The sequence below is a fragment of the Peptoniphilus sp. genome, from assembly GCF_034090345.1.
Lineage (GTDB): Bacteria > Bacillota > Clostridia > Tissierellales > Peptoniphilaceae > Peptoniphilus.
Genome location: NZ_JAXDSS010000078.1, coordinates 1 through 12,043, shown reverse-complemented (window position 1 = coordinate 12,043; position 12,043 = coordinate 1). Strand labels below are relative to the sequence as shown.

12 protein-coding genes, 1 rRNA gene and 1 other RNA gene are annotated in these 12,043 nt (G+C 31.4%); 4 read left to right on the top strand and 10 right to left on the bottom strand.

Annotated features, from left to right (window positions below; genetic code table 11):
• From SOR77_RS07115 to SOR77_RS07080, 8 genes are all read right to left on the bottom strand, one after another.
• Nucleotides 1-82 (bottom strand): 16S ribosomal RNA (locus SOR77_RS07115); the annotation flags it as partial.
• A 348-nt stretch (nt 83-430) separates the two neighbouring features.
• Nucleotides 431-952 carry a LuxR C-terminal-related transcriptional regulator gene (locus SOR77_RS07110; RefSeq protein WP_320636443.1) on the bottom strand — a complete coding sequence of 174 codons (522 nt, stop codon included), beginning with the start codon at nt 950-952 and terminating at the stop codon, nt 431-433.
• Nucleotides 952-1,962: a LacI family DNA-binding transcriptional regulator gene (locus SOR77_RS07105; protein WP_320636442.1), complete on the bottom strand. Its 1,011-nt coding sequence runs from the start codon at nt 1,960-1,962 to the stop codon at nt 952-954. The genes SOR77_RS07110 and SOR77_RS07105 overlap by 1 nt, the downstream gene beginning before the upstream one ends.
• Nucleotides 1,963-1,971: 9 nt before the next feature.
• Nucleotides 1,972-2,862 (bottom strand): diacylglycerol kinase family protein, encoded by an 891-nt coding sequence (locus SOR77_RS07100; RefSeq protein WP_320636441.1) that lies wholly within the window; start codon nt 2,860-2,862, stop codon nt 1,972-1,974.
• A gap of 167 nt (nt 2,863-3,029) precedes the next feature.
• Complete coding sequence (locus tag SOR77_RS07095; protein WP_320636440.1) at nt 3,030-3,524, bottom strand: hypothetical protein; 495 nt, start codon at nt 3,522-3,524, stop codon at nt 3,030-3,032.
• A 13-nt stretch (nt 3,525-3,537) separates the two neighbouring features.
• Complete coding sequence (locus tag SOR77_RS07090; RefSeq protein ID WP_320636439.1) at nt 3,538-4,089, bottom strand: YtxH domain-containing protein; 552 nt, start codon at nt 4,087-4,089, stop codon at nt 3,538-3,540.
• A gap of 140 nt (nt 4,090-4,229) precedes the next feature.
• Nucleotides 4,230-4,407, bottom strand: a non-coding RNA gene (ssrS, locus tag SOR77_RS07085) — 6S RNA.
• 101 nt (nt 4,408-4,508) lie between these two features.
• Complete coding sequence (locus tag SOR77_RS07080) at nt 4,509-5,363, bottom strand: RluA family pseudouridine synthase (protein ID WP_320636438.1); 855 nt, start codon at nt 5,361-5,363, stop codon at nt 4,509-4,511.
• A gap of 74 nt (nt 5,364-5,437) precedes the next feature.
• Between SOR77_RS07080 and SOR77_RS07075 the strand changes: the two genes are divergently transcribed.
• Entirely contained in the window at nt 5,438-6,241 is an 804-nt protein-coding gene (locus SOR77_RS07075) for an NAD(+)/NADH kinase (RefSeq protein WP_320636437.1), read from the top strand.
• 24 nt (nt 6,242-6,265) lie between these two features.
• Here the strand turns inward: SOR77_RS07075 and SOR77_RS07070 are convergent, their stop codons facing one another.
• Nucleotides 6,266-6,883: a Crp/Fnr family transcriptional regulator gene (locus tag SOR77_RS07070; RefSeq protein ID WP_320636436.1), complete on the bottom strand. Its 618-nt coding sequence runs from the start codon at nt 6,881-6,883 to the stop codon at nt 6,266-6,268.
• 93 nt (nt 6,884-6,976) lie between these two features.
• Between SOR77_RS07070 and SOR77_RS07065 the strand changes: the two genes are divergently transcribed.
• From SOR77_RS07065 to SOR77_RS07055, 3 genes are all read left to right on the top strand, one after another.
• On the top strand, nt 6,977-8,518 hold the full coding sequence (locus SOR77_RS07065; RefSeq protein WP_320636435.1) for a YjjI family glycine radical enzyme: 1,542 nt from the start codon (nt 6,977-6,979) through the stop codon (nt 8,516-8,518).
• Nucleotides 8,505-9,350: a YjjW family glycine radical enzyme activase gene (locus tag SOR77_RS07060; RefSeq protein WP_320636434.1), complete on the top strand. Its 846-nt coding sequence runs from the start codon at nt 8,505-8,507 to the stop codon at nt 9,348-9,350. The genes SOR77_RS07065 and SOR77_RS07060 overlap by 14 nt, the downstream gene beginning before the upstream one ends.
• Nucleotides 9,351-9,444: 94 nt before the next feature.
• Nucleotides 9,445-10,866, top strand: a complete 1,422-nt coding sequence (locus tag SOR77_RS07055) for a helicase HerA-like domain-containing protein (protein ID WP_320636433.1) — start codon at nt 9,445-9,447, stop codon at nt 10,864-10,866.
• Nucleotides 10,867-11,403: 537 nt separating this feature from the next.
• On the opposite strand, the gene SOR77_RS07050 is transcribed toward SOR77_RS07055, so the two are convergent.
• Nucleotides 11,404-11,739, bottom strand: a complete 336-nt coding sequence (locus SOR77_RS07050; protein WP_320636432.1) for a hypothetical protein — start codon at nt 11,737-11,739, stop codon at nt 11,404-11,406.
• Nucleotides 11,740-12,043: the final 304 nt, after the last annotated feature.

Genomic DNA, 12,043 nt, shown 5'->3' with positions numbered 1-12,043 from the left:
TGTTATGTCTTCATCGCTCGACTTGCATGTGTTAGGCGCGCCGCCAGCGTTCGTCCTGAGCCAGGATCAAACTCTCGATTTTAATATCTTATTTGATCTTAGCTACTCAGTTTTTTCACTGACTTTCCGCTAAGCTTTTTTTGCTTTGCTTATAGTTTATTCTTTTCTACACTATTTAATTATCATTGTTCTTTGCTCTCCCTTTTTAAGAGACAGCTTATTTAGTATAACTCTTTCAGTTTCCTTTGTCAAGAACTTTTTTTAATTCTTTTTAAAGTTTTTTCAAGAGTGTTGCTCTCACGAGGCAACTTGTATATTATACAATAGCTTATTTTTCATTGTCAAGAACTTTTTTTACTTTTTAATTTCTTTTTTATGAAGTTTTCGGCTATTTTCAACTTGTTCAGTTGACTTTTATTATATTACCATCTCATCTATTTTCTGTCAATAAAAATTTACATTTTTTTATAATTTCTTGTCTATTTTTTACATTCAACTTTTTATACAACTCTGTAAGGTTATTTTTTACAGTTTTCTCGCTTAAATATAGAGTTCTCCCTATCTCTCTATTGCTCATTCCTTCTATAACTTTAGATATTAGGATATTCTCTCTTGCATTTAGCTTTCCCATTTCCAACTTAGTTTGGTTAAACTCTATAAAAGAGTCCTCTAATGCCTTTTGAAGGTATTTTCCATCTATATCAGCTTCTCTTATCGCTTTTATGAGCTCCTCAGCAGTTACATTTCTACACAACTTAATTTTTGCAGTTGAGAGGAATGCTTTTCTATAGTCTTCCAATATTGTAACTTGCTTTTTATGTTCTATAATTTTATCTGATATGAGTATGGCATCTTCAGTTAGTGTTTCTACTATTTCAAAGCCACTTTCTATACATATCTGTTCTATACCTTTTTTTAAAAGTTCTTCTTTTATTTTGACACATACTTTCATTATTTTATATTTTTAATGGAATCTCTTTCAATTATGCGAACTGGTAAAACTATAGTTTCATCTTGTGATGAATCTGTCTTTTCAATTGATTTTAATATTCTTCTTATAGCTACTGCTCCTATGTCATAGTAAGAAAGTTGAACCGTTGTCAATTTAGGTCTATATATTGAAGATATTTCTGTTCCTCCAAATCCTGTAACTGAAATATCTTCCGGAACTTTGTATCCACTGTCAACTAAATAGTTTATAGCGTGTATAGCTATTTCGTCTTGTGAACAGAAAAATGCTGTATATCCATTTTTAACTGCTTTTTCTATTTTATTTCCAACCTCTAAAACATCTTTTTCAGCAAGTCCCATTGTATAGATTACTTCTTCTTCTAATCCAAATTCTTTGACCGCTCTTTCATATCCTTTTAATTTTTTCTTTTCTTGTGTTCTATCTATGTCTTTTTGTATTACTATTGCCGCAACTTTTTTATGTCCGTTAGTAGCAATTAGTTTTACCATTTCATAGCTTATTTCTTCATAGTTTATTTGAACTTCGAGTTGGTCGTTTGAACCATAATATTTATTCAAATTTATAAACGGTATTCTTGATTCTTCTAATTTATAAGTAAGTTTTTGGTTTAGGGCAGTAGATATTACAATTATCCCTTCAACTTGTTTTTGAGCTAAAAGCTTAACAAATTTAAGTTCAGCTTCTAAATCTCCAAAAGAACTTGAAATCAACAAATCATAGTTATACATTCTTCCAACTTCTTCTACACCTCTTAGTACTTTACTTACATAAGAGCTGCCAATATCATCAACTATTACTCCAATGACATTTGATTTTTTGGTTACTAGGCTTCGAGCAATTTCATTGGGTCTATAATCCAATACTTCTATCGCATGCAATACTCTTCTTCTAGCCTCCGGGCTAACCGGTTTTGAATCGTTTATTACTCTTGATACTGTCGAAATTGATACATCAGCCATTTTTGCAACGTCTTTTATTGTAGATGTCATAACTTCCTCCTATTTTATTATTAATTTTATAGCTTTTTCTAAAACATTAAATGTAAGAGGTAATTTTTGTGCTTTTTCGCCGTCTACATCGACAGTTACATCTGCATCTGTAGATAGTTTTACCTCTTTAGTTTGAAAATATATCACTTTTTCATGTTCTATGTGTTTACCCTTAGTAAAGTTTCCAATTAGCATTGGAAGTTCAGATAAATCCAAATCTTTTACTATCATAACGTCAATATATCCATCATCTACTGTAGCTTTTGGGGCAAGTTCAAATCCCCCTACTGAGATTGAGTTTGCACATACAAAAGCTAATACATCTTCCTCTGCACTGTATTCTTCACTTTCTACTTTTAGTTTAAAATAAGTTTTATTTCTCTTATCCCCTAATTTCACAACCTCTTTGAGCGCCTCTACATAATAAGCAGCTCTACCAAAAATCGTCTTTTTTTCTTCCGGAACACTGTATGCTATATCAGTCATCATACCACCGGCGGCTACATTTATAAACTTTCTATTTCCAGCCATTCCAACATCAATATTCTTAATTTTTTCTGCTTTAAGCATGTTACAAAACTCTTCAACTTCTGTAGGTATTTGCATAGCTGTTGCAAAGTCGTTTACAGTTCCGCCACTTAAAATTGCCAGAGGTATTTCTTTTCCGGAATCTATCATTCCATTTACAACTTCATTAAGAGTACCATCTCCTCCTACTAAAACTATAACGTCTTCTCCATCATCCTCTTTGGCAAATTCTTTAGCATCTCCGGACTTACCGGTTAATCTCAAGTCCATTTTAAAACCATCTTCAGACATATTTTCTATTATTTGCACAATTTTATCAATCGCAGTTTCATTTCCCGATTTTGGATTTGCAATAATCTCATATTTTTTCATTCTTATACCTCATGATAAAAATCACTTCGTTCCTATTTTAAAAGTTAGCTGTACTTTATTTATAGTATACGTTCTAGATATGTAATTTTACAAGTAATAGCTTTATTTATATCAAATATTTTTGTACTAAAAAAGGCGAAATTCTATTTAAGAACTTCGCCCAATAATCAGTTTCTTAGAAATACATCTTTTAATGCTTCAACTACTTCTTTTAAAATATAGAAATAATCTACCACATTGTTTGCATTCAACGATATTGTCTTAGCTGTATCTGAAATTGTGTCAGAAACATTTGAAACTGTATTTGTAAGTTTCAATGTTGTGCGGTCTACTGATCTCGAAATATCGTCAACAGTATTTGTAATCGATCCAACTGTACCCACTAATCTTTCAACCTCCGGTCTTGCTATCACAACAAGTTCTGAAGCTTCTCCGCTTATTAGGTTTACATTAGATGTAATTTCAACGGCATTGTCAGTGATTTTTGGAACTTTTCTCAAAGTATCGTCTATTATCTCTTGATTGTTTTCTATTGTTAAATTTATTTTCTTTACTATACCTAGTACATTCTTCAAGACTAAAATCAGGTAAACTAGAACTCCTGCACCAGCTAAATAAAGCACTATCATCAATAAATCTTGCACATTTATAGTCGCTTGCATCCCAGCCTCCTACTTATTTGTTGTCTTCAATCTTCTTTTTTGTTTTTTCTACTTCTTTTTTTATTCCTTTGGATGCTTCTTTTGCATCTTCAGCCACTTCAGATGCTCCTTCTTTAACTTCTTCTTTGATGTTTTCTGCACCTTCTTTTAATGTTTCCGCAGTAGAATCTACATCCTTTTTCAAGTCTTTCATGTCTTCTTTTACTACTTCACCTACCGCTTTAGCTTTAGCTCTAGCAATTTCTATATCATCTTTAATTTCAGCTTTCTTTTGTTCAGCTCTTTCTTTTAAATCTTCATAAGTTTTCTTAACTTGCTCAGATGCTTGATATGCTTTGAACTGAATACTATCTGCAGCATCTCTTGTAGCACTTTCAAGATAGTCCTTAGTTTCTTGAGCTTTATCGCTTATATCTTTTCTTGTCTTTTCTCCGGATTGTGGAGCAAAAAGTAATCCCAAAAGAGCTCCTAATGATGCACCGGCTACAATTTTCCCAGCATCTCTCATTTGTCTTTTTACTCTTGCTTCTCTTTTTTTAGCTTCCAAATAATCAAATAAACTCATAATATCTTCTCCTTAATTTAAATCTCAAGTTTTTGTCTATCTCTGATAAACTAATAATACCCTTCAATATATTATAATAATCATAAATAGAAAAATTATAAAATATTTATTTTAAATTAATTGTTATTTTTAGGCAAAAAAAATGCTCCACAATGGCGTGTCTCCATTAATTCAGACCCGCCCCAACATTAGGTGGGTAACCTGCCCTAAATTTCTAACTTCCTGTCAAGCAGGCTTGTTATCCATTAAGACTACAGTTTCCCGGATCTTTTTTGTCGGTTGAATTAAATGAAGAATATTCGCTCACCGTAGAGTACCTATATTATATATTAATTTGTCATTTTTTTCAATTTGTTAGAATATTCAACTTTTGAATAACTAAGTACTTAACACCATTCTTATATTGTATTTAAAATTCATCATTTTATTAAAAGTCGTTTCATATCATCAGGTAGTTTAGCAGTTAGCTCGATATGTCCTTCTCTTGGAGAATTAAAAATAACTTTAAAAGAATGTAGGGCCTGTCTTTCGAATGTAGTGTCCTCAGAATATAAACTATCCCCTAAAAGAGGGTGACCTATATGTTTCATATGCACTCTAATTTGATGAGTTCTGCCAGTATAGAGCCTTAGTCTTACAAGAGAATATTCTCCAAAACTTTTTAATAATTTTACAGAAGTCTTAGAATACTTGCCGTCTTCTCTAACTTCTCTTAATATCCCGTCTTCTCCTCGCGCAATAGGTGCTTCTATAATCATATCTTTCGGTGTTTCCTTTACCATTGCCAAATATTCTTTTACAACTCCATTTTGGAACTGCTCAGAAATAATCGCATGAGCAAAACTATTTTTTGCAGCTATCACAAGACCTGAAGTATCTCTGTCCAATCTATTTACAAACCTAACTTTTCTCTTTAAGCCTATCTGTTCAAAATATCCAAGTATATAATTTAGAAGAGTATTTGACATATCACCTCTTGAGGTGTGAGTTACCATATTAGGTGGTTTGTTTATAACTAAAATATCTCTATCTTCATATACTATATCTAAATCCTTGTGTTGAACTTCTCCATTAGGCTTTTCATCCGGAAAGTCTACTCTTATTACATCTCCTTTTTTCAAATTAGTATCTCTAATAGATAGCACATCATTTTTAAAAATATTGTTAGACTTTATGCTGGATTTTATAAATCTACTTGAGAGCTTATCTCTCATAAACTCCTTTTGTGATGTAGGCTCTTCTACTACGTAAATTAAACTGTCATTTATTTTCATTGCATTCTCTTTTCACTTTAATTTTTATCATTTTTATTATATCATATTACTAATATTTTAATTTGGAGGATAACGTGAGCGATAAAATTATAAATATAATATCCAACTCCAATTATGATTCTCGAAAGACAACATCGAGACTTATACAAATTCTAATAGACAATGGATATACTCCAACGACTACATTTAACCAAAGTGCAGAGCTTACTATATGTGTCGGCGGAGATGGTTCTTTTCTAAAAGCTGTGCATAAAAACAGCTTTTCAACTATTCCGCTTGTCGGGGTAAATACAGGCCACTTAGGATTTTTCCAAGAAATAAGTCCTGAAAATTTAGAAGAATTTGTCGAAGCATATAAAAATGGAAACTATACTATTGAAGAAGTAAAGCTTATTGGCGCAGAAGTTTTCACTCGCACCAAGTCAATAATTTTAACTGCTATTAATGAAATAGTTGTTAAGGCACAAGCTTCAAAGATTATACATTTAAATGCCTATGTAAACCGTAATCATCTTGAAAAGTTTTCAGGAGATGGAATTTTAGTTAGCACTCCATCAGGTTCAACGGCTTATAATTTTTCAAATGGAGGAGCAATTTTGCATCCTTCTTTAAATGTATATGAGTTAACTCCTATAGCTCCTGTCAACAGTGTAGCTTATAGGTCACTTTCAAGTTCTATAGTAATTCCCGGAAGCTATATAGTTTCTATAGTCCCTGAAAAAAGATATTCATCATCTAATTTAATATTGGTCGATGGTCAAGAATATTCTTTTAAAGGCCTAAAAAAAATCAACTTTAGAATGTCTAATAAGACTATTAAAAAGTTGACTTTTGAAAATGAATCATATTGGGAAAACTTAAAAAGTAAATTTTTATAAATCCGATTTTTTATCGGGTTTATTTTATTTCTCTAAAAACTCAAAAATTTTCTTTCTATTTGTATCGTCAATTATTATACTTCTTTTTTCCCTATAAATTAGACCATTTTCTTCCCAAGAGTTTAAATATCTATACAGTGTCCTCTCACTTATCCTAAACATATCAGCCACAAATGCATTTTTTAAATTTATAATTCCCAACTCACTTCCTTCAGATATTTTTAAATAGTATTTTAAAATCGCCTTCTCTACCTCGTACTCCTCATATTCAATAGAGTTTTTGATTATGTTATATGAAAACTTTGATAGATATGCTAAAGCTACTTCTCTTAGTTCACCGCTACTAAGTCTATTTAAAAATTCATCTTTCGGAACCTTAAGTACCGCAACTTTATTAAGGGCAAAAACTCCGCTCATAACTTCATCTTCTCCATTTAGCACTTCTATTAACGATAAAATTTGAGGAGTTTCTAAGTTATTTGCTATAACTCTTTTGCCATCTTTTAAATTTCTGCTTATGTATACATTTCCCTCTATCAAAAAATCTATAGTTTTTATTTTTGAACCCTCTTCTAAGACTGTTTCTCCTTCTGAGAATTCAAACCTCTTTATATCTTTAAAAGATTCTAAAAATTTGTCCAAAGTCTTCCCCTTTTCTGACATCTGTCATATTATTCTTTCTAATTTATATTGTATAATTTACACAAACATCGGTAAAGTTTTAAGGAGGAAATTATGGAAAGATTTTTTGATATAGAAAGCTTTAGAAAAGAAGTATTAAATACTATAAAAGATACTTCACTTACTTACGAACAGCAAACTTCTCGTCTTGCAAAACTGGCAGAAAATTCTCTTGAGTATCCTGTAGATGGAAATGATTTTTATGATTTATATGAAACATTAGAAATTTGCGACTTAGATGAAGGACACGCACCTTATGCACCAAGATATATTTTGCCTGACTATGAAAAACTACTTAAAGAAGGTTCTAAGTTCTTGAGACTTGCACCTGCAAAAACTTTGGACGAAGCACTTACCAATCTATTGATTTTCTACCATCATGTACCATCTATAACCAGATTTCCCGTTTACATCGGTTCTTTAGATACTCTTTTAGAGCCTTTTGTAAAAGACTCTGACAACTTAGATGATGTACGAAAAAAAATAAGATTATTTTTGATCCAATTAGACAGAACAATTGATGACTCTTTTTGCCATGCAAATATAGGTCCTAAAGAAACGACTGTGGGAAATATAATATTAGATGAACTTGCCGATTTGAACAATGCAACACCTAACTTAACTCTACTTTACGAAGAAGGAATTACCCCGGATGCATTTGCCGAAAAAGCTATTGTAGCTTCTATAGATTCAGCAAACCCGGCTTTTGCAAACCATCGTTACTACCAAAATGATTTTGGCAAAAACCAATATGGTATAGCATCTTGCTACAACGCACTACCTCAAGTTGGCGGCGCTTTTACTCTATCAAGAATTAGATTAAATAAAATCGCTGAACAATCCACTTCCGTCAAAGACTTCTTCGAAAATAGATTGCCTTATGTAATAGAAACAATGCTCTCTCTGATGGAATCTAAAATTAAATTTTTAGTAAATGAAACTTCTTTTTTCAAATCAAACTTCCTAGTTAAAGAAGGATTTGTAAAACAAGAAAACTTCGTCGGACTTTTTGGAGTTGTCGGGCTTTTTGAATGTGTTGAAAAACTTACTTCTTTCTCGGGCGAACCACTTGCCCTTGGAAATTCAGATTTAGCTGATGAAATGGGAATTCGTGTAATGGATGCCGTTCAAGCAAAAGTCGATTCATTTAAGAGCGAATACTCAAATATCTGGGACCACAAGTTCATGCTTCACGCACAAGTTGGTGCTGCAAATGATATCGGAACAACTCCCGGCGCAAGAATACAAATCGGTCATGAACCTGATATGTATGAACATATAGCAAACGCAGCTAAGTTCCACAAATATTTCCCATCAGGAATTGGTGACCACTTCCCATTTGAAGAAACAGCAAAGAAAAATCCGGCTGCAGTATTGGATATATTCAAAGCTGCATTTAGGCTTGGAATGAGATATATTTCTTCTTACGGAGCAGATGCCGACTTGATTCGTGTTACCGGATATCTAGTTAAGAAAAGCGATGCAGAAAAATTTAGAAATGGTGAGCAAGTTTCTTATGATACAGTTCAATATGCTCAAGATGCACTTTTCCAAAATGGAGTTTTAGAACGTAAGGTACAACATGCTAACAGCTGATGTAAATAAAATAATACCACTTAGTATGGTCGACGGTCCTGGAAATAGATGTTCAATCTTTTTTCAGGGCTGTAATTTTAATTGTAAATATTGCCACAACCCTGAAACTATAAATATGTGTAACAGTTGCGGACTATGCATTCCACACTGCGAATACGGGGCTATTAAAAAAAAGAACGGCAAAGTCATTTACAATAAAGAACTATGCGTGAACTGCGATTCATGTATTAAAGCTTGCCCTCGAAACTCCTCTCCAAAAATTGTCAAATACACAGTCGACGAACTATTTAATGAAATAAAAAAATATTCTCCATTTATAACAGGAATTACTACAAGCGGTGGAGAATGTAGTTTAAGATATGAATTTATTGCAGAATTATTTAGAAAAGCTAAAACATTAAATCTAAACTGTCTTGCAGATACAAACGGCGGCCTTGATTTTTCAAATCCCATCTTTTCAAATTTCATTTCTCAAACAGATGGATTTATGCTCGATGTAAAAGCTTTTAATGATTCAACTCATGTTGATATAACCGGACAAGACGGCGAAATTGTCTTTAAAAATTTAAAATATCTTGCCGAAATCGGAAAGCTTGACGAAGTTAGAACAGTTCTTCTCGATTCTGTAGACAATGAAAAAATCATAAGAGAAATAGGGAAAATTCTATCTCTTTATTTAAAAGAAAAATCTATAAGATATAAACTTATATCATACAGACCTTTTGGTGTCAGAGATGAATATCTATATTTGCGAGGCATAAGTGAACAAGAAAAAATAAGACTTCAAAAAATTGCACAAAGCTATGGTTTTACAGAAGTTATACTCATATAAATTTATTAATGCTCCACGTGGAGCATTTTTTATATTCTAAATTTACTTTACTAAAAAATTTTTTAAAACTATAATCAAGTTAACGGAGGTGCATATGGAAAATATATTAATCGGTCGTGGTGAAAAAGACTGTGTAATGTTATCAAACAAACTCAACCAACATGGTTTAATTGCAGGAGCTACCGGAACAGGTAAAACAATCACTTTAAAAGTTATGGCTGAAAACTTTTCAAAACTAGGAATCCCGGTAATCTTAGCAGATGTAAAAGGGGATTTATCAAATATCTCAAAAGTCGGCGAAAATAGCGAAAATATTTCTAAAAGACTTTCAAAGCTAAATTTAGAAAATTTTGAATTTTCAGGATTCCCAACTCGTCTATGGGATGTATTTGGAGAAAGAGGTTTGCCTCTTAAAGTTTCCATAAGCGAAATGGGTCCTATACTGCTCTCAAGAATAATGGACTTAAACGATACTCAGTCCGGAGTTTTAAACATTGCATTTAGAATTGCCGATGAGAATGGACTTCTTCTACTTGATATAAAAGATTTAAAATCCATTCTAAAATTAATTCAAACTCATTCAAAAGAATTTAGTGAAAAATACGGAAACATCGCTCCCCAAACTATTAGCGCACTTCAACGCCGTCTTTTCGTTTTAGAAGATAATGGAGCGGACATATTCTTTGGCGAGCCATCTATCTCAATATCAGATTTATTGCAAACTGACTCAAAAGGATATGGATTTGTTAACATAATAAATTCAGAAAAACTTATAAATAATCCTACAGTCTACTCTATGTTTTTATTGTACTTGCTATCTGAGCTCTTTGAAAATCTACCTGAGGTCGGAAACCCGGATAAGCCTAAATTAGTCTTCTTTTTCGATGAAGCTCACTTGTTATTCGATAGCTTGCCTAAAGTTTTAGAAGATAAAATCGAACAGGTTGTAAGACTTATACGCTCAAAAGGAGTTGGAGTATTCTTTGTGACACAAAATCCGCTCGACATCCCAGACAAGATAAGTTCACAACTTGGAAACAGAGTGCTACATCAATTGAGAGCTTTTAGTCCATCTGAATTAAAAGTTGTAGACAGCGTATCAAAAACTTTTAGACAAAATGAAAACTTAAACTTAAAAGATGAAATCACTAATTTAAAAACAGGTGAGGCTTTAATTTCTTTTTTAAATGAAGATGGAAGCCCTGAAATAGTTGAAAAAGCTATGGTACTTCCCCCTCATTCAAGTTTCACTCCGCTAACTTCTATGGAAGTTTTAAATTTAGTTGATAATGACGTGCTCTATTCAAAATATAGTGAAACAATTGATAGAGAATCTGCATACGAAGTGCTTGAAGAAAAAATGAAAGACTCTCATCCAAAAAAAGATGATAAATCTACCTCAAGAAAAAGTTCTTCGCCAGTAGACCAAATTTTAAATTCATTTATGCGAAGTGTTACAAGACAAATCGGCTCAAGTCTCGCGCGCGGTCTTATAGGCTCGCTAAAAAAATTATAAATTATTTTCTCAAAAATTTATAGCATTGTTCAAATAAAAAATATTTAATTTTAATTAGTTTGAATATTTTTTCTAGAAACTGCTCTATAACTTAAACCTATAAATTCATATTAACATTCTTAACTAAGGTACTTTCTGTAACAAATTAAATTGTTTTTTTGCAGAAAGTACCTTAATTAATCTATAATAATTTATTTTTTAGATTTTTAAAATTCTATCTCTTATACAAGATACTTGATAAAAAATTTTAGTGAACTCTTTAAATAATTAATCAAAATCTTATTACTCTTTGCTTAAACTTATATAATAACTATAACAATATTATTTATAAAAAATTTAGTATTTATTGGTATTTATAAGATAGAAATAAGTAATTAAATGTAAAGAAAATTATTGCGGATATAATGCAATAGTAAAATTTTGTTTTACCAAGTTTATAATCCCCATAAGTTTTTAGTGGATACATAAACAATATAAATTGCATTAACATATAATATATTGTTCTTATGTCAGTAAGAAAATTAAAATTATTAAACATTATGTCACTGACCTCCAATAAGTAGTATCTATAAGATTTCCATTTGAGTCATGTACTTTAGCTGAAGATGAAAATTGGTTTTCATTAGAATTTATAAGAGCTTTAATAATCATATTTTCAGTTCCGCTCACTTCCACTATATTGAAGCCATCTTCTACTTTATGCGTAAATTTATAAAAATTTCCATCTATAAAATACTCTTCAACAAGGTACACATTATCATTCAATTTCGGATCTATATATCTCGTGATACCCTCAATAATATCATTTTTCATTTCCTGATTTGCATTTTTCGCGCAAACCGTAGATAAATTTGTAAAAATTATCGATAACATTAAAATCGTAGTTGTAATTGATTTTTTAAAGTTCTATGCACACGTTCTCCTCCTTAATGTAAATAAAATAGTTTTCGTATATTCTTCTACATAATCTCTCTCAACTTATGGTTAATTATACTCTAACTTATAATTAACCATAGGTTGTCTCCGTTTTTATATCTTTTAGGATTAATCTTTTTCATAACGATTTTCTCCTCTTCTGTAAATCCACTTACTATAACTGCCAGCTTTATATTATCAAAAAAATCAACTTTTTATCCATACTAAAATAAGCCCTTTGTATGGACTTATCCTAAATTTG

Coding starts and splice junctions, on each gene's coding strand:
- SOR77_RS07110 (WP_320636443.1), bottom strand. CDS start 952: ATGAAAGTATGTGTCAAAATAAAAGAAGAACTTTTAAAAAAAGGTATA.
- SOR77_RS07055 (WP_320636433.1), top strand. CDS start 9,445: ATGGAAAATATATTAATCGGTCGTGGTGAAAAAGACTGTGTAATGTTA.
- SOR77_RS07050 (WP_320636432.1), bottom strand. CDS start 11,739: ATGTTATCGATAATTTTTACAAATTTATCTACGGTTTGCGCGAAAAAT.
- SOR77_RS07100 (WP_320636441.1), bottom strand. CDS start 2,862: ATGAAAAAATATGAGATTATTGCAAATCCAAAATCGGGAAATGAAACT.
- SOR77_RS07080 (WP_320636438.1), bottom strand. CDS start 5,363: ATGAAAATAAATGACAGTTTAATTTACGTAGTAGAAGAGCCTACATCA.
- SOR77_RS07095 (WP_320636440.1), bottom strand. CDS start 3,524: ATGCAAGCGACTATAAATGTGCAAGATTTATTGATGATAGTGCTTTAT.
- SOR77_RS07065 (WP_320636435.1), top strand. CDS start 6,977: ATGGAAAGATTTTTTGATATAGAAAGCTTTAGAAAAGAAGTATTAAAT.
- SOR77_RS07060 (WP_320636434.1), top strand. CDS start 8,505: ATGCTAACAGCTGATGTAAATAAAATAATACCACTTAGTATGGTCGAC.
- SOR77_RS07090 (WP_320636439.1), bottom strand. CDS start 4,089: ATGAGTTTATTTGATTATTTGGAAGCTAAAAAAAGAGAAGCAAGAGTA.
- SOR77_RS07105 (WP_320636442.1), bottom strand. CDS start 1,962: ATGACATCTACAATAAAAGACGTTGCAAAAATGGCTGATGTATCAATT.